This is a genomic window from Hydrogenophaga sp. (assembly GCF_030158645.1).
GTDB lineage: Bacteria > Pseudomonadota > Gammaproteobacteria > Burkholderiales > Burkholderiaceae_C > Hydrogenophaga.
Genome location: NZ_JAOASO010000023.1, coordinates 37,544 through 55,443 on the forward strand (window position 1 = coordinate 37,544; position 17,900 = coordinate 55,443).

Sequence of the window (17,900 nt, forward strand, 5' to 3'; positions counted from 1 at the left end):
ACGCTTATCGGGGCGGAGCATCAGCCCGCACCCGCAAGAAGCTGGCGAAGCGCGGCACGCCGCTCTCGTTGACACCGCGGAAGCGGAAAGTCACCCACTCGCCCACGGCGGGCGGACGCTCGCGCTGGGCGTCGGTGAAGCCAGTGCCCAGACGGAACCGCACACCTTCCTGTGTCTCCACCAGCAAGGCGCCCATGCGACCGGCGTGTCGGCCCTGACCGGGCAAGTGCTGCAACACGCGCGCCTCGGCGTCTTCGTGCGTCTTCACCTTCAGCAGGTCGTCGTTGCGCTCGGCTCGATAGAACGAGTCGCCCCGGTGCAGCATCAGGCCTTCGCCGCCGGCTTTCACCACTTGGTCCAGCCGCGCCATCAACTCGGTGTGGCTGGCGACGCGCTCCTGAGGGACGGCCTGGACCCAGGGGCGATGGAGTTGTCGCACCAGCGCCTGACAGGCCTGGATGCGGTCGGTGAAGCGGCCCGGGTGGGCGGGCAGGTCGAACACCATGAAACGCACGCGTCGCCAGGCGTCATCCATGGGGGTTTGGCGGCGCACGGTGGCGAGCGCTGCTTCAAATTTCCCTCGACCGATCCAGAGTTCGCCGTCCATGGGCTCGGCGGGCCATCCGGCGGTGAACCAGCCGGGCGCTGCGATGACTTCACCGCCGCGGGTCAGCAGCTGCTGGCCATCCCAGAAGCCGCGAAGGCCATCGTATTTTTCACTCAGCCAGTAGTCGTGCAGCGGCACACCGGGCCGGTACACGTTGGCAAGCATCAGGGCCGGTGCATCGGCAGCCAAAACAGGGGCAGACAGGCCACAGGTGACCAGGCCCAACCAGCCAAGCAGCTCGCGTCGCCTCATGGCGGCCCCCGAAGCGCAGAGGAATCAGCTCAGCGCGTCGCTGTCGCGGCTCACGCCCGTGGTGTGGCTGTAGCCACCGTCCACGTAGGTGATCTCGGCGGTGACGCCAGCGGCCAGGTCGCTCAGCAGAAACGCGGCCACGTTGCCCACGTCTTCAATGGTCACGTTGCGGCGGATCGGTGAAGCGCTGGCGACCATGCCCAGCAACTTGCCGAAGTCCTTGATGCCGCTGGCGGCCAGGGTCTTGATGGGGCCAGCGCTGATGCCGTTGACGCGCATGCCCTTGGGACCCAACGACTCGGCCAGGTAACGGACCGATGCTTCCAGGCTGGCTTTGGCCAGACCCATGGTGTTGTAGTTGGGCACGGCGCGCAGGGCTCCGAGGTAAGTGAGGGTCAGCAGCGCCGACTTCTCGTTGAGCATGGGCAGCGCGGCCTTGGCCATGGCAGGGAAACTGTAAGCGCTGATGTCGTGCGCGATGCGGAAGTTCTCGCGCGTCAGGCCGTCCAAAAAATCCCCGGCAATCGCTTCGCGCGGTGCAAAGCCGATGCTGTGCACAAAGCCGTCGAACTTCGGCCACACCTGCGCCAGGTCGGCAAACAGCTTCTCGATCTGGGCGTCGTCGCCCACATCGCAATCAAAGATGAGCTTGGAGTCGAAATCGGCAGCGAACTCGGTGATGCGGTCCTTGAAACGCTCGCCGACGTAGCTGAACGCGAGCTCGGCACCCTGCTGGTGGCAGGCCCTGGCGATGCCGTAGGCGATGGACCGGTTGGACAGCACGCCCGTGATCAGCAATTTCTTGCCGGTGAGAAAACCCATGTTTCTGTCTCCAATGAAAAATCCTTCAGAATTGTCGCATGCACTTCTCCCGCATCTGCCCCGGCCACCGACTCGTCTCGACGTCCCTGGCCGCGTTGCTGGTGCTCTGGAGCACGGCGGGTTGGGCCGCTCACGGCTATGCGCTGTGGGGCCAGCTCAAGTACCCCGACGGGTTCACCCATTTCAACTATGTCAACCCCACCGCACCCAAGGGCGGTGAGTTGCGGCTGGTGAGCAACCTTCGGCTGTCCACCTTCGACAAGTACAACCCGTTCACGCTGCGCGGCAGTGCGCCGGCCTATTTGTCCAACTTGATGTTCGACTCCTTGCTCGCTGGCGCGCTGGACGAAAACGGGGCCGCCTACGGCCTGCTGGCCGAGGACGTGGTGACCGCGCCCGATGGCCTGTCGGTCACGTTCAAGTTGCGCGACACCGCGCGCTTTCACAACGGCGACCCGGTGCTCGCCGCCGACGTGAAGCACAGCTTCGACACGTTGCTGGGTCCACACACCTCACCCGCCTTCAAGACCGTGCTGCAAGACGTGGCCGGACTGGACGTGCTGGGCGAGAGAACCGTGCGCTACCGCTTCAAGAAGCCCAACCGGGAACTGCCACTGACCGTGGGCGGGCTGCCGGTGTTCAGCCGTGCCTGGGGCAATGCCATCGACCCCAAGACCGGCCAGCGCAAGACCTTCGACCAGGTCGTGACCGACATTCCCATCGGCAGCGGGCCTTACAAAATCGGTCCGGTTCAGTTCGGCCGGGACATCACCTACGTGCGCGACCCGGCCTACTGGGCGCGCGACCTGCCGGTTCGCCGGGGCACCGCCAATTTCGACCGCATCGTCGTCAAGATCTACAAGGACAACACGGCCAAGCTTGAAGCGCTGAAGGCGGGCGAGTTCGACCTCATGCGCTTTTTCTCGGCAGGGGACTGGGCGCGTCGCGTCAACGGCAAACGTTTCAATACCGGTGAACTCGTCAAGGGCGAGTTCACCCACCGCCTGCCCACCGGCTTTCAAAGCTATGTGCTCAACACACGCCGACCGCCGCTGGACGACATCCGCGTGCGCGAGGCGCTGGGTCTGGCGATGGACTACGAGTGGATGAACCGGCAGATGTTCTACAACGCCTACCAGCGCGTGCAGGGGCTGTTCGGCAACACCGATTGTTCGCCGCAGGGCACGCCCCCGCCCGAGGAGCTGGCCTTGCTGGAGCCCTGGCGCAAACAACTGCCACCCGCCGTGTTCGGCCCGGTGTATGCAGCGCCGCGCACCGATGGCACGGACTCCCTGCGCGGCAACCTCAAACGCGCGCAGGCCTTGCTGCGTGAGGCCGGCTGGACCGTGCAGGGCGGCCAACTGCGCAACGCGCAGGGCAAGTCCATGACGATCGAGTACCTCGACAGCAACGAGACCGGCGCTCGCGTGGTCACCCCCTGGATCCGCAACCTCACCAAGCTGGGTGTTGAACTGAAGTTCCGCCCGGTGGACTTCGCGCTGTACCAGCAGCGCCTGCGCAGCTTTGATTTCGACATCGTTTCGCTGGCCTACGGCGGCACCAACAACCCGGGTGCGGAGTACGCCGACCTGTTCGGCAGCGCTGCTGCCAAGACCGAAGACTCGGGCAACCACACCGGCACCGCCAACCCGGCCGTGGATGCGCTGATCGAGCGCATGGTGGAAGCCCCCACACAACCCGAATTTCTGGCCGCCTGCCGTGCGCTGGACCGCGCCATCACCCACAGCCATGTGCTGATCCCGCAGTGGTCAGCCACGACCCACCGCATGGCCTACAACGCATGGCGGCTGGCTCGCCCGAAAGACATGCCCCCTTATGCATCCGGTGAGGTCTGGGCCATCGACACCTGGTGGGCTCAGAAATGATGCCCCCACGCTCCACCGCTGCGCGGGTCGCTGCCCCCCGAGGGGGCTGGCCTTGCCTGGGGCGGCCCGGCGCGGCGGCCTTCTCACCTCGGAGCAACTGACACGCCATGTGGGTCTACATCCTCAAACGCCTGCTGCTCATGATCCCGACGCTGTTCGGGGTGCTGTTGCTGACCTTCGTGGTGATCCAGTTCGTGCCAGGCGGTCCGGTGGACCAGTACCTGGCCGAAGCCCGTGCGGGTGCCGGGGCAGCGGGCGCCGAAGGTGGCTCGGTCTACCGCGGCGCGCAAGGTGTGGACCCCAAACGCATCGAGCAGATCAAAGCCCTCTACGGCTTCGACAAGCCGGCGCACGAACGTTTCTTCCAGATGCTCGGTCAGTTCGCGCGCTTCGATCTGGGCACCAGCTTCTTCCAGAACAAGGCCGTGTCCGAACTCATCCTGGAGAAGCTGCCGGTCTCCATCACGCTCGGCTTGTGGACCTTCCTCATCAGCTACGGGGTGGCGGTGCCGCTGGGCGTGGCCAAGGCGGTGCGGGCCGGCTCGCGTTTCGATCTGGCCACCACCTTGCTCGTGCTCATCGGCTACGCCATCCCGGGGTTCGTGCTGGGTGTCGCGCTGCTGGTAATCTTTGGCGGTCAGCTGCAGTGGTTTCCCCTGCGTGGTCTCACATCCTCCAACTGGGAAGAGCTCAGCTGGGGGGCGCGCATCGTCGACTACCTCTGGCACATCACCCTGCCGGTCACCGCCATGGTGCTGGGCAGCTTCGCCGTCACGGCCATGCTGACCAAGAACGCGTTTCTGGAAGAGATCCGCAAGCAGTACGTGATGACCGCGCGTGCCAAGGGCCTGAGCGAGCGGCAGGTGCTTTGGAAACACGTTTTTCGCAACGCGCTCATCCCCATCGTCACCGGCTTTCCCTCGGCCTTCATCGGCGCTTTCTTCGCGGGCTCGCTGCTGATCGAAACCCTGTTCTCGCTCGACGGCCTGGGCTTGCTCAGCTATGAGAGCGTGATCCGGCGCGACTATCCCGTCGTGCTCGGCACGCTGTTTTTCTTCACGCTGATCGGCCTGGTGACCAAGCTGATTTCCGACCTCTGCTACGTCTGGGTGGACCCGCGTGTCAAATTCGACTGAAGCCGTGACACCCTCGTTGTCGCCGAGCGCCCGCGCCTGGCGCCGCTTCAAGCGCAACCGCCTGGGCTACTGGAGTCTCGTGCTGTTCTGCCTGCTGGTGGTGGGCAGCCTGTTCGCCGAGGTGCTGTCGAACGACCGGCCCTTGGTCGTTCGCTACGAGGGCACGACCTATTTCCCCATGCTGAAGGACCATGCGGAGACGGTGTTCGGTGGCGACTTCGACACCACCACCGACTACCTCGACCCCTTCATCCGCGAACAACTGAGCAAGGGCGACAACTGGGCGATATACGCACCCAATCCCTACGGCCCGCAGACGCTGAACTACTTCGCCAAACTGCCCAACCCGTCGCCGCCCACGCTGGACAACCTGTTCGGCACCGACGATCGCGGCCGCGACCTGCTGGCCCAGCTGATCTACGGCTTTCGCGTGAGCGTGCTGTTCGCACTGGCGCTCACCGTCATCGGCGTGCTGCTGGGGGTGGTCACCGGTGCCATCCAGGGCTTCTTCGGTGGCAAAACCGATCTCGCTTTCCAGCGTTTCATCGAGATCTGGGGCTCCATGCCCGAGCTGTATTTGCTCATCATCTTTTCGGCCGTGTTCGCGCCCAGCATCAGCCTGCTGCTGATCCTGCTCAGCCTGTTCGGCTGGATGGGTCTGTCCGACTACGTGCGCGCCGAGTTCCTGCGCAACCGCCAGCTGGACTACGTGCGCGCAGCGCGCGCGCTGGGCCTGTCCAACTGGCAGATCATCTGGCGCCATGTGCTGCCCAACAGCCTCACACCAGTGGTCACCTTTCTACCGTTTCGCATGAGCGCAGCCATCCTGGCGCTCACCTCGCTTGACTTTCTGGGCCTGGGCGTGCCACCCGGTACACCGTCGCTGGGCGAGCTGCTGAGCCAGGGCAAGAACAACATCGACGCCTGGTGGATTTCGCTCTCGACCTTCGCGGTGCTGGTGATCACGCTGCTGCTCTTGACCTTCATGGGGGATGCCTTGCGCGATGCGTTGGACCCGCGGAAAGCGGACAAATGATGGCCCCCAAGCTCCTCGACGTGAAAGGCCTGCGCGTGTCCTTCGGTGGGCAGGACGTCGTGCACGGCATCGACTTCGCCATCCGGGCCGGCGAGAAGCTCGCGCTGGTGGGCGAATCCGGCTCGGGCAAGACGGTGTCGGCGCTGTCGCTGCTGCGCCTGGTGCACAACGCCGATGTGAGCGGCTTGGCGCTGCTCAACGGCCGCGACCTGCTGCAGATGACCGAGCACCAGTTGCGCGGTGTGCGCGGGGACGAGGTGGCCATCATCTTCCAGGAGCCCATGACGGCGCTCAACCCGCTCTACACCGTGGGTGACCAGATCGGCGAGGTGCTTCAGCTGAAGAAGGGTCTCACGCCGCGTCAGGCGCTGTCGTCCACCATCGAGCTGCTGGCCTCCACCGGCATCCCCGAGCCAGCGCGCCGCGCCAACGCCTTCCCGCACCAGCTCAGCGGCGGCCAGCGCCAGCGCGCCATGATCGCCATGGCGCTGGCCAGCAGCCCGAAGCTGCTGCTGGCCGACGAGCCCACCACCGCGTTGGATGTCAGCTTGCGCGGCCAGATCCTGGACCTGTTGGCCGATCTGCAGCGCCAGCACGGCATGGCGGTGCTGCTCATCACGCACGACCTCAACCTGGTGCGCCGCTTTGCCGACCGGGTGGCCGTGATGGAGCAGGGCCATCTGGTGGAGCAGGGCGGCGTGAGCGACGTGTTTGCCGCGCCCCGGCACCCCTACACACGGATGCTGCTGGCCAGCAAACCCGAGCGTGACGTGGTGCCCGCTGGCCCGCCTGCTGCCGACGCCACACCGGTGCTGCAAGCCCGCGGCCTGCGCGTGGGTTACCCCGTTCCATTGCCCGGCCTGAGGGGCTGGTTCAAGAAGGGCGAGTTCATCGCGGTGCAGGGCGCCGATCTGGATCTGGGGCCGGGCCAGACGCTGGGCGTGATCGGCGAATCGGGTTCGGGGAAATCCACGTTGGCGCTGGCCGCGCTGGGTCTGCTGCCCTACCAAGGCAACTTGCAGGTCACAGGATCCGACTGGACGCAGGCCCTGAAGAACGGCGAGAGCAGGGCGCTGCGCCAGCGGGTGCAGGTTGTGTTCCAGGACCCGTTTTCATCGCTCTCGCCGCGCATGACCATCGAGCAGATCGTCGGCGAAGGCCTGCTGGTGCACCAGCCGGGTCTTTCAGTGGCGCAGCGCCGTGACCGCGTCGTCATGGCACTGGCGGATGTGGGCCTGGTCGACGATCCCCGGCGCGGCGGTGACTGGCTGCAGCGCTACCCGCACGAGTTCTCGGGCGGGCAGCGCCAGCGCCTGGCGATTGCGCGTGCGCTCATCATCGACCCGCAACTGCTGGTGCTGGACGAACCCACCAGCGCGCTCGATGTGACGGTGCAGAAACAGGTGCTGGCCTTGCTTCAGCGCCTGCAGCGCGAACGCGGTCTGAGCTACCTGCTGATCACGCACGACGTGGATGTCATCCAGGCCATGGCGCACCACGTCATCGTGATGAAAGACGGCGCCGTGGTCGAGAGCGGGCCGGTCGAGCAGGTGTTGCGCGCGCCCGCGCATCCCTACACACGCACGCTGGTGCAGGCGGCCGCCTGAGGCGCTCAAGGGCTTGACCTGCGTCAGGCCGCTGGCGGGTGGGGCGGCGTATAACCGTCGGTCATGACCGACCCATCACCCCCTTCAACGCGCCCTGTCTCGCTTCAGTCGTCCTGGCGCTGGCTGGCCCTGGGTTGGGCCGACCTGCGGCGCAACCCGGTGCCCGGCCTGGTTCACGGCCTGCTGCTCACCGCCTTCGGCTGGCTGCTGCTGTGGGCTGCGCGCGACCAGTTCTGGCTGCTGGCCGGCGCCTTCTCGGGTTTCCTCATCGTCGCGCCCATCCTGGCCACCGGTCTCTACCAGGTCAGCCGCCAGCGCAACGCCGGGTTGGGCGAGGTGGTGCAGCTTTGGCGCTCGGGCGACGGCCGTCTGGTGAAGTTCGGCCTGCTGCTGGGACTGGCCGGCACCGGCTGGGTGCTCACCTCGGCCGGCCTGATCACGCTCTGGTCGCCCGTGCCCATCCAGAAGCCGGTGGACTTCCTGCGTCATGTGGTGCTGGTGCGCGAAGTGGGCCTGTTCGAGGTCTGGCTGGTGCTCGGCGCCTTGTTGGCCGCTCCCGTGTTCGCCTCCACCGTGGTGGCCCTCCCCATGCTGGTGGACACACGCGCTTCGGTGATGGAGGCGGTGGCCGAGAGCTGGCGTGCCGTGGCCAGCCACCCCGGGCCCATGGTGACATGGGCGGTGGTGATCGCCTTGCTGGTCGGCATCGGCATGCTCACCGCCTTGCTCGGTCTGATCGTGCTGATCCCGCTGCTGGCGCACGCAAGCTGGCATGCCTACCGCGACCTGACGGCCCATCGGCTGGAGGGCTGATTGATGGGCAACACCCTGTTCGGCTACACCGAAGGCCAGATCGCACAGTTCGGGCTGACGTTTGGCGTCGGTGCCTTCATCCTCTACATGCTCTTCATCGTGTTCAACCTGGCCCGGGAATCCAAGGCCGGCAAGTTCGGCACCTTCGTGCTGTTTCTGGTGCTCTCATTCGGTATGTTGGGGTTTCTGGCCAAAAACCTCATTCAATGGGTGCTGGGTATTTGAACGGTGTTCAGCATTGAACGGTCGATTGGGTTGCCAATCGGTGGTTGCAGGCGTTACAATGCGAGCTTCACGACCAAATGGGCGGGTAACTACCGGCCCATTTTTTTTGGCCGAACGCTTTTGACCCTGGGGTAATCCACAGGGTGGATCGAACGGCGCACCCTGGGCAGACACCATCAGCATGGCTTGGCAAGAGATCGTAGAGCAGACCGTCACCGGACTGGGTTTTGACCTGGTGGAGTTGGAGCGCTCGGGCAGCGGCTTGCTGAAGGTCACGATCGACCTGCCTTGGGAGGCGCCCGTTGCCGGCCAACCGGTGCCGGCCGAGCGTTTTGTCACGGTCGAAGATTGCGAAAAAATCACGCGTCAGTTGCAATACCTGCTGGAAGTCGAGGGCCTGGAATACCGACGCCTCGAAGTGGGTTCGCCGGGCATTGACCGGCCCCTCAAACGCGAGATTGACTACGTGCGGTTTGAAGGTCACGTGATTGACCTCACCTTGAAGGCGCCGATCGGCGCCACCGGGACCGACGTGGCGGCGAACCGCAAGAAATTCAGGGGCACGCTGGAGCGTGCTGACGATGGCGTGCAGTGGCAGGTGGTCTGGAGCGATGCGCCCGAACCCAAGCCCGGCGCTCGGGTGAGCAAGAAACGCGCGCCCGTGGCCCTGCAGGCCATGACCTTTTCGCTGGACGACATCCAGCAGGCGCGCTTGGCGCCGATCGTGAATTTCAAGGGCCGCCAGGCCCCTGGAGCCAACGCTTCAGACAGTGACGAATGAGAGAAATCAAAGTGAGCCAGGACATGCAATTCGGAAAGGTGGGCGAGTGAAATGAACCGCGAAATGTTGATGCTGATCGACGCGATCTCGCGCGAAAAAAACGTCGAGCGCGACGTCGTGTTGGGCGCCGTGGAACTGGCGCTGGCCTCGGCCACCAAAAAACTCTACAAGGGCGACGTGGACATCCGCGTGGCCATGGACCCGGACACCGGTGCCTACGAGACCTTCCGCCGCTGGCTGGTCGTGCCCGATGAGGCCGGCCTGCAGAACCCCGACGCCGAAGAGCTGCTGACCGACGCTCGCGACGAACTCGCCGACATCGAAGAAGGCGACTTCATCGAGAAGCCGGTGGAGAGCGTGCCGATCGGCCGCATTGGCGCCATGGCCGCCAAGCAGGTCATCCTGCAGAAGATCCGCGACGCCGAGCGCGAAATGTTGCTCAACGACTTCATGTCGCGCGGCGACAAGATCTTCGTGGGCACCGTCAAGCGCATGGACAAGGGCGACCTCATCGTCGAGAGCGGCCGTGTTGAAGGTCGCCTCAAGCGCGGCGAGATGATCCCCAAGGAAAACTTCCGCACCGGCGACCGCGTGCGCGCCATGATCATGGACGTGGACCTGACGCTGCGCGGCGCACCCATCCTGTTGTCGCGCTCGGCCCCCTCTTTCATGATCGAACTCTTCCGCCAGGAAGTGCCCGAGATTGAACAAGGCCTGCTGGAGATCAAGACCTGCGCCCGCGACCCGGGTTCGCGCGCCAAGATTGCCGTGCACACCAACGACCGCCGCATCGACCCCATCGGCACCTGTGTCGGCGTGCGCGGTTCGCGCGTCAACGGCGTGACCAACGAACTCGCGGGTGAGCGTGTGGACATCGTGCTGTGGTCGGAAGACCCGGCGCAGTTCGTCATCGGCGCGCTGGCGCCGGCCAACGTGGTCTCCATCGTCGTGGACGAAGAGCGTCACGCCATGGACGTGGTGGTGGACGAAGAAAACCTCGCCATCGCCATCGGCCGCGGCGGTCAGAACGTGCGCCTGGCGTCCGAGTTGACCGGCTGGCGCATCAACATCATGACGGCCGACGAGTCGGCCCAGAAGCAGGCCGAAGAGGCCGACGGCATCCGCAAGGTCTTCATGGCCAAGCTCGACGTCGACCAGGAAATTGCCGACATCCTGATCGAGGAAGGTTTCACCAGCCTTGAAGAAGTGGCCTATGTGCCGCTGCAGGAAATGCTGGAGATCGAGTCGTTCGACGAAGACACGGTCAATGAGCTGCGCACCCGCGCCAAGGATGCCCTGCTGACCATGGAAATCGCTCGCGAAGAGAGCGTCGAAGAAGTTTCGCAAGACCTGCGCGACCTCGAAGGCGTGACCCCGGAGCTGATCGCCAAGCTGGCCGACGGCGGCATCCACACCCGCGACGAGCTGGCCGATCTGGCCACCGACGAGCTCACCGACATCACCGCACAGACGCCTGAAGAGGCCACCGCGCTGATCATGCTGGCACGCGCTCACTGGTTCACCGGTGACGAAGCGCAATCCACGACCTGACCAGCGGAGGCCCATCGGAGAATAGAGACCTATGACAAGTACCACCGTCGCCGAACTGGCTGCCGAGCTGAACAAGCCCACCACCGTCCTGCTGGAGCAACTCTCCGCAGCGGGCGTGCCCAAGTCGTCCGGGACCGATCCGGTCACCGAATCCGACAAGCAATCGTTGCTGGGCCACCTCAAAGCCAGCCACGGCACGGCCGGCGGCGAGCGCAAGAAAATCACCTTGGTGAAGAAATCGACCTCCGAAATCAAGCAGGCCGACTCCACCGGACGCGCCCGCACGATCCAGGTGGAAGTGCGCAAGAAGCGCACCTTCATCAAGCGTGATGACGAAGTGGCCGTGCCCGAAGCGGTCGAAGAGCCGGTCGCGGCCGCGCCGGTGATCGACACCGAAGAACTGGCCCGCCGCGAGGAAGACGCGCGCCGCCAGGCCGAGCTGCTGCGCCGCCAGGAAGAAGAGTTCAACGAGAAGCGCCAGGCCCGCGAAGCAGAAGAAGCCCGCCTGGCACAAGCGGTTGTCGAGCAGGAACGTGCCGCTGCAGCAGCCGCCGACGCGGCTGAGGCAGCCGCCCGCGCAGCCGCTGAAGCCGCTTCGCCCGAAGGCATCGCCGAAGCCATTGCAGCCCGCACCGCCAAGGACGCCAAGGCCAAGACCGATTCGCTCGAACGCGATTCAGCCGCCCGTGTGATCGCCGACCGCAACGCCGAGAGCAAACGTGCGGACGACCTGCGCGCGCAGGATCTGGTGGAGCGCCGCCGCAAGGCCGAGGCCGAAGCTGCGAACATCCGCGCCATGATGTCGGCACCCGCCAAGACCATGGTGGCCAAGAAGCCCGAGCCAGCGCCTGTCGACCCGAAGGCCGGCATCAAGGGCACGCTGCACAAGCCCGCCGGCACACCCGGCAAGCCCGCCACCACCGCCGCTGGTGCTGCCGCCGTCGGAGTGGCCGGCAAGAAAGAGATCAAGTCGGAGAACCTGTCGTCCACCTGGAAAGACGACGCGGCCAAGAAAAAAGAAATCAAGACACGTGGCGACACCAGCGCCGGGCGTTCGACCAACTGGCGCGGAGGTCCGCGCGGTCGCCGCGACTCGCGCGATTCGCGCGACACGGGTCAGAGCAACTTCGTGGCGCCGACCGAAGTCAAGGTCATTGAAGTCCACGTGCCGGAGACCATCACGGTGGCTGAACTGGCTCACAAGATGAGCCTGAAGTCGTCCGAGGTCATCAAGCAATTGATGAAGCTGGGCCAGATGGTCACGATCAACCAGCCGCTGGACCAGGACACCGCCATGATCGTGGTGGAAGAGCTGGGCCACAAGGCGGTGGTGGCGGCACTGGACGATCCAGAAGCCTTTGCCGACGACGAAACCTCGCAGCAGGAACATGCCTTGCTGCCGCGCGCCCCCGTCGTCACCGTCATGGGTCACGTGGACCACGGCAAGACCTCGCTGCTGGACTACATCCGCCGCGCCAAGGTGGCGGCGGGCGAAGCGGGCGGCATCACGCAGCACATCGGGGCGTACCACGTCGAGACCGAGCGCGGCATGATCTCGTTCCTCGACACCCCGGGTCACGAGGCCTTCACCGCCATGCGTGCCCGTGGTGCCCAGGCGACCGACATCGTCATCCTGGTCTGCGCGGCGGACGACGGCGTGATGCCACAGACCAAGGAAGCCATCAAACACGCCAAGGCGGCGGGCGTGCCCATCGTCGTGGCGCTGACCAAGATCGACAAGCCGGGCATCAACCTGGAAAAGGTCCGCTCGGAACTCGTGGCCGAAGAAGTCGTGCCCGAAGAGTTCGGTGGTGACGTGCCTTTTGTGGGCGTGTCCGCCAAGACCGGCGTGGGCATCGATGCCCTGCTGGAGCAGGTGCTGCTGCAGGCCGAAGTGCTGGAACTCAAGGCGCCGGTGGAATCCATGGCCAAGGGCCTGGTGATCGAAGCCCGTCTGGACAAAGGACGCGGTGCGGTGGCCACGGTGCTGGTGCAGAGCGGCACGCTCAAGACCGGCGACGTGGTGCTGGTGGGTCAGACCTCCGGCCGCGTGCGCGCCATGCTGGACGAGAACGGCAAGCCGATCAAGGCGGCCGGTCCGTCGATCCCGGTGGAAATTCAGGGTCTGTCGGAAGTGCCGCAGGCCGGCGACGACTTCATGGTGATGACCGACGAGCGCCGTGCGCGCGAAATCGCCACCTACCGTGCCGGCAAGTTCCGCAACACCAAGCTGGCCCGCCAGCAAGCCGCCAAGCTGGAGAACATGTTCTCCGACATGTCGGCCGGCGAGGTCAAGCTGCTGCCCATCATCGTCAAGTCCGATGTGCAGGGCTCGCAAGAAGCGCTGGCCCAGTCGCTGCTCAAGCTCTCGACCGACGAGGTCAAGGTGCAGCTGGTCTTCGCAGGTGTGGGCGGTATCAGCGAGTCCGACGTGAACCTGGCCATCGCCTCCAAGGCGGTGATCATCGGCTTCAACGTGCGCGCCGACGTGGGTGCGCGCAAGCTGGCCGAAGGCAACGATGTGGACCTGCGCTACTACAACATCATCTACGACGCTGTGGACGAGTTGAAGGCGGCGATGTCCGGCATGCTGGCGCCCGAGAAGCGCGAAGAGGTCATCGGTTCGGCCGAGATCCGCACTGTGTTCGTGGCCACCAAGATCGGCACGATTGCCGGCTGTATGGTCACAGCTGGCCAGGTCACCCGCAGCGCGCATTTCCGCCTGCTGCGCGACAACGTGGTCATCTACACCGGCGAGATCGACACGCTCAAGCGCCTCAAGGACGACGTGCGCGAAGTCAAGGAAGGCTTCGAGTGCGGTATCAAGCTGAAGAACTACAACGACATCAAAGAAGGCGACCAGCTCGAATTCTTCGAGGTCAAGGAAGTGGCGCGGACGCTGTAAACCATGCCTCGCAAAGCCTCATCCGTCCCCAACCGCGGTTTCCGCGTGGCCGACCAGATCCAGCGCGATCTGGCCGAGCTGATCGCGCGCGAGTTGAAAGACCGGCGGGTGGGCATGGTCACGATCAATGCGGTCGAGGTCACGCCCGACTACGCACACGCCAAGGTGTTCTTCAGCCTGCTCACGGGCGACCCGGATGAAACGCTGGAAGGTCTCAACGCAGCGGCGGGTTTCCTGCGCAGCGGCCTGTTCAAGCGGCTGCACATCCACACCGTGCCCACGCTGCACTTCGTGTTCGACCGCACCACCGAGCGCGCGGCCGACATGAACGCCTTGATTTCCAAGGCGGTTTCCTCTCGTTCAAAGGAAGAGTGAACATGCACGCGCCACGCACGAGGGTGCAACGGCGCCCTGTGCATGGGGTGCTGTTGCTCGACAAACCGCTGGGTCTCTCCAGCAACCAGGCTTTGCAAAAAGCCAAGTGGTTGTTGCGCGCGGAAAAGGCGGGCCACACCGGCACGCTCGACCCACTGGCCAGCGGTGTGCTGCCGCTGTGTTTCGGTGCGGCCACCAAGTTCAGCCAGATCCATCTGGATGCCGACAAGACCTACGAGACCGTGGTGCGCCTGGGCGTGAAGACCAGCACCGGCGACGCCGAGGGCGAGGTGATCGAGACCCGAACCGTGGCTTGCACGCCGGGGCAGGTGGTCGAGGTGCTCGACGGCTTCATGGGCCCCATCAGCCAGGTACCGCCCATGCACAGCGCCCTGAAGAAGGACGGCAAGCCGCTGTACGAATACGCCCGCGAGGGCGAGACGGTGGAGCGCGAAGCGCGCAACGTCGTCATTCACGACCTGGACCTGCTGGACATGCAGCTCCAGGGTGATGCACCGCATCTGCGCCTGCGCGTGCGCTGCAGCAAAGGCACCTACATCCGCACGCTGGGCGAAGACATCGCCGAGGCCCTGGGCTGTGGCGGTCATCTGAGCATGTTGCGCCGCACCGAAACCGGCCCGTTCAACGCTTCGCAGTGCATCACGCTGCAAGCCCTGGAAGCGCTGGACGAGAACGAACGCACGGCGCTGTTGCTGCCGGTGCAGATCTTGCTGGACGGACACGAAACCGTCACGCTGGCCGCTGACGATGCGGGGCGTTTCTTGAGCGGCCTGCGCCGCCGGGGCGCCTGGGCCGACAACGAGCGCGTGGCCGTTTTCGGTCCAGTGCCGGCGGGCGACGAATCGTTCTCACAAGAAGCCGTGCTGCTGGGCAGCGCGCACACCCAAGCGGGTGAACTGATCCCGGGGCGGCTGCTGAGCCCCATCGAAATACAGCAAATCCTGGAAACCTCACCGGAACTCGCATCATGAGCAAACAAATCCGCAACATCGCCATCATTGCCCACGTTGACCATGGCAAAACCACCATGGTGGACCAGCTGCTTCGCCAGTCGGGCACCTTCGCCGAGCACGAAAAAATCGTCGACACGGTGATGGACAACAACGCCATCGAACGCGAGCGCGGCATCACCATCCTGGCCAAGAACTGCGCTGTGAGCTGGGAAGGCACGCACATCAACATCGTCGACACCCCCGGCCACGCGGACTTCGGTGGTGAAGTCGAACGCGCGCTGTCCATGGTTGACGGTGTCGTGCTGCTGATCGACGCGCAAGAAGGCCCGATGCCACAGACGCGTTTCGTGACCAAGAAAGCGCTGGCCCTGGGTCTGAAACCCATCGTGGTGGTGAACAAGGTCGACAAGCCGGGCGCGCGCCCCGACGCGGTGATCAACGCCGCGTTTGATCTGTTCGACAAGCTCGGCGCCAACGACGAGCAGCTCGACTTCCCGGTCGTTTACGCCTCGGGCATCAACGGCTGGACCTCGCTGGTCGAAGGTGCACCGGGCGAGCAGTGGGGCCCCGACATGTCGGCCCTGTTCAACACCGTGCTCAAGCACGTCAAGCCGCAAGACGGCGACCCGGCGGCACCGCTGCAGTTGCAAGTCTCCGCGCTCGACTTCTCCACCTTCGTCGGCCGCATCGGTGTCGGCCGCATCAGCCAGGGCACCATCAGGCCCAACATGGACGTGGTTGTGATGGAAGGCGTGGACGGCAAGGTCGTCAAAGGCCGCGTCAACCAGGTGCTGAAGTTCCAGGGTCTGGACCGCGTGCAGGTGACCGAAGCCGGCCCGGGCGACATCGTCTTGATCAACGGCATTCCCGACATCGGCATCGGCGTGACCGTGACCGATCCGTTGAACCCCGCGCCGCTGCCCATGCTCAAGATCGACGAGCCGACGCTGACCATGAACTTCTGCGTGAACACCAGCCCGCTGGCCGGCCGCGAAGGCAAGTACGTGACCAGCCGCCAGATCTGGGACCGCCTGCAGAAAGAGCTGCAGCACAACGTCGCGCTGCGCGTGAAGGAAACCGACGAAGACGGCATCTTCGAAGTGATGGGCCGCGGTGAACTGCACCTGACGATCCTGCTGGAAAACATGCGCCGCGAAGGCTACGAACTCGCGGTGTCCAAGCCGCGCGTGGTGTTCCGCGACATCGACGGTGTGCGCCACGAGCCTATCGAGATGGTGACGGCCGACATCGAAGAACAACACCAGGGCGGCGTGATGCAGGCCCTGGGCGAGCGCAAAGGCGAACTGGCCAACATGGAGCCCGATGGCCGTGGGCGTGTGCGCCTGGAATACCGCATTCCGGCGCGTGGCCTGATCGGGTTCACCAACGAATTCCTGAACCTGACGCGCGGCTCCGGCCTGATCGCCAACATCTTCGACGGCTACGAGCCGCACAAGGGCGACATCGCCAGCCGCAAGAACGGCGTGCTGATCTCCATGGACGATGGCGAGATCTTCACCTACGCCCTGGGCAAGCTCGACGACCGCGGCCGCATGTTCGTGCGCGCCGGTGACCCGGTGTACGAAGGCATGATTGTGGGCATCCACAACCGCGACAACGATCTGATCGTCAACGCCACCCGCACCAAGCAGCTGACCAACTTCCGCGTCAGCGGCAAGGAAGACGCGATCAAGATCACCCCGCCGGTCGACCTCAACCTCGAATACGGCGTGGAATTCATCGAGGACGACGAGCTGGTTGAAATCACGCCCAAGAGCGTGCGCCTGCGCAAGCGTTTCCTCAAGGAAAGCGACCGCAAGCGCGCTTCGAAGAGCTGATCCGCGCGGGCCGCAGCGCTGTGCTGCGGCAGCGGCGACCTGAACTGGCCATGCCTTTTCAAGCCCTCAACCGCCTGACGCACACCCAGGCGGTTTTCCTCATGCTGGCGGTCACGCTGATGTGGTCGATCGCCGGTGTGGTGTCGCGCCAGCTGGAGTCGGCGGCGCGGTTCGAGGTAACGTTCTGGCGCAGCGCCTTCACCGCGCTGTCCCTGTTGGTCATCCTGCCCGTCTGGCGGAAAGTGGACCGCGGTCAGGGTCGGCTTGTCGAAACCGCCTCAGGTTCTGCTGTGCGCGGATGGCTCAAGCGCCACTGGGGCCTGATTCCCGAATCGCCGGCGTTCTGGATCTCGGGCGTGTGCTGGTCGGTGATGTTCACCGCTTTCATGCTGGCCCTGACCTTCACCAGCGTGGCCAATGTGCTGATCATCATGTCGATCGGCCCGCTGCTCACCGCATTGGTGGCACGCATCTTCATCGGCCAGAAGCTGGCAGCACGCACCTGGCTGGCCATTCTGGCGGCCGGCGCCGGCATTGCCTACATGTACGGCAGTCAGTTTGTCCAGGCGCTCACGCGGCCTGAAATGGACACCGGCGGCCTGCTGCTGGGTTCACTCACCGCGCTGTGTGTGCCTGTGGCAGGCGCCATCAACTGGACGGTGGTGCAACGCAGCCAGACCCACGGCGAAAAAATCGACCTCGTGCCCTCGGTGCTGCTCGGTGCCGTCATCTCCTCACTCCTCACGCTGCCGTTCGCGTCCCCCTTTGCAGCCACCAGGAACGACGTGGCCTGGCTGGCCATGCTCGGGCTGGTGCAACTGGCGATTCCCTGCGCGCTGTCGGTGGTGTGCGCGCGCGTGCTCAAGGCGCCCGAGGTCTCGCTCCTGGCTTTGCTGGAGGTGATTTTTGGCATCCTGCTGGCCTGGGTCTGGGCCCACGAAGTGCCGGGCGGCGAGGTGTTTCGCGGTGGCAGCCTGGTGATCGGCGCCCTGGTGATCAACGAGCTGCTGGGCTGGCGTTCTCGTGCGGGAACACCGCGCATCCAGACCGTCGACCAGCCACCCCAATGAACGATTTTCCGGAAGAACAACG

15 protein-coding genes are annotated in these 17,900 nt (G+C 64.9%); 13 read left to right on the plus strand and 2 right to left on the minus strand.

The genetic code is table 11. From position 1 onward, the window contains the following. Nucleotides 1–4 precede the first annotated feature (4 nt). Complete coding sequence (locus Q1W68_RS01720) at nt 5–859, minus strand: DNA ligase (RefSeq protein WP_300649071.1); 855 nt, start codon at nt 857–859, stop codon at nt 5–7. A gap of 24 nt (nt 860–883) precedes the next feature. Beyond that, on the minus strand, nt 884–1,681 hold the full coding sequence (gene fabI / locus Q1W68_RS01725) for an enoyl-ACP reductase FabI (RefSeq protein WP_300649072.1): 798 nt from the start codon (nt 1,679–1,681) through the stop codon (nt 884–886). A gap of 38 nt (nt 1,682–1,719) precedes the next feature. Between fabI and Q1W68_RS01730 the strand changes: the two genes are divergently transcribed. The 13 genes from Q1W68_RS01730 to Q1W68_RS01790 all read left to right on the plus strand — a co-directional run bounded on the left by Q1W68_RS01730 (nt 1,720) and on the right by Q1W68_RS01790 (nt 17,878). Then, the gene (locus Q1W68_RS01730; protein ID WP_300649073.1) at nt 1,720–3,567 is read left to right on the plus strand and encodes an extracellular solute-binding protein; all 1,848 of its coding nucleotides are present in this window, start codon (nt 1,720–1,722) and stop codon (nt 3,565–3,567) included. 107 nt (nt 3,568–3,674) lie between these two features. Further along, nucleotides 3,675–4,703, plus strand: coding sequence for an ABC transporter permease subunit (locus Q1W68_RS01735; RefSeq protein WP_300649074.1), 1,029 nt, complete (start codon nt 3,675–3,677; stop codon nt 4,701–4,703). Beyond that, on the plus strand, nt 4,687–5,739 hold the full coding sequence (locus Q1W68_RS01740) for an ABC transporter permease (protein WP_300649075.1): 1,053 nt from the start codon (nt 4,687–4,689) through the stop codon (nt 5,737–5,739). Before Q1W68_RS01735 ends, Q1W68_RS01740 begins: the two co-directional genes overlap by 17 nt. Then, a complete protein-coding gene (locus Q1W68_RS01745) occupies nt 5,739–7,346 on the plus strand; it encodes a dipeptide ABC transporter ATP-binding protein (RefSeq protein WP_300649076.1) in 1,608 nt (535 codons plus the stop codon). The genes Q1W68_RS01740 and Q1W68_RS01745 overlap by 1 nt, the downstream gene beginning before the upstream one ends. A 63-nt stretch (nt 7,347–7,409) precedes the next feature. Continuing rightward, a complete protein-coding gene (locus Q1W68_RS01750) occupies nt 7,410–8,159 on the plus strand; it encodes a DUF2189 domain-containing protein (RefSeq protein WP_300649077.1) in 750 nt (249 codons plus the stop codon). A 3-nt stretch (nt 8,160–8,162) separates the two neighbouring features. Continuing rightward, nucleotides 8,163–8,384, plus strand: a complete 222-nt coding sequence (locus tag Q1W68_RS01755; protein ID WP_056274579.1) for a DUF2788 domain-containing protein — start codon at nt 8,163–8,165, stop codon at nt 8,382–8,384. Nucleotides 8,385–8,565: 181 nt separating this feature from the next. Continuing rightward, entirely contained in the window at nt 8,566–9,165 is a 600-nt protein-coding gene (rimP, locus tag Q1W68_RS01760) for a ribosome maturation factor RimP (RefSeq protein WP_300662200.1), read from the plus strand. Nucleotides 9,166–9,216: 51 nt separating this feature from the next. Next, nucleotides 9,217–10,716, plus strand: a complete 1,500-nt coding sequence (nusA, locus tag Q1W68_RS01765; RefSeq protein ID WP_300715484.1) for a transcription termination factor NusA — start codon at nt 9,217–9,219, stop codon at nt 10,714–10,716. 31 nt (nt 10,717–10,747) lie between these two features. After that, nucleotides 10,748–13,621 (plus strand): translation initiation factor IF-2, encoded by a 2,874-nt coding sequence (infB, locus tag Q1W68_RS01770; protein WP_300715485.1) that lies wholly within the window; start codon nt 10,748–10,750, stop codon nt 13,619–13,621. Nucleotides 13,622–13,624: 3 nt separating this feature from the next. Continuing rightward, complete coding sequence (gene rbfA / locus Q1W68_RS01775; protein ID WP_300715486.1) at nt 13,625–13,996, plus strand: 30S ribosome-binding factor RbfA; 372 nt, start codon at nt 13,625–13,627, stop codon at nt 13,994–13,996. A 2-nt stretch (nt 13,997–13,998) separates the two neighbouring features. After that, the gene (gene truB / locus Q1W68_RS01780; protein WP_300715487.1) at nt 13,999–14,988 is read left to right on the plus strand and encodes a tRNA pseudouridine(55) synthase TruB; all 990 of its coding nucleotides are present in this window, start codon (nt 13,999–14,001) and stop codon (nt 14,986–14,988) included. After that, nucleotides 14,985–16,808 (plus strand): translational GTPase TypA, encoded by a 1,824-nt coding sequence (typA, locus tag Q1W68_RS01785; RefSeq protein ID WP_300715488.1) that lies wholly within the window; start codon nt 14,985–14,987, stop codon nt 16,806–16,808. The genes truB and typA overlap by 4 nt, the downstream gene beginning before the upstream one ends. Nucleotides 16,809–16,858: 50 nt before the next feature. After that, entirely contained in the window at nt 16,859–17,878 is a 1,020-nt protein-coding gene (locus Q1W68_RS01790; protein ID WP_300651510.1) for a DMT family transporter, read from the plus strand. Nucleotides 17,879–17,900 lie beyond the last annotated feature (22 nt).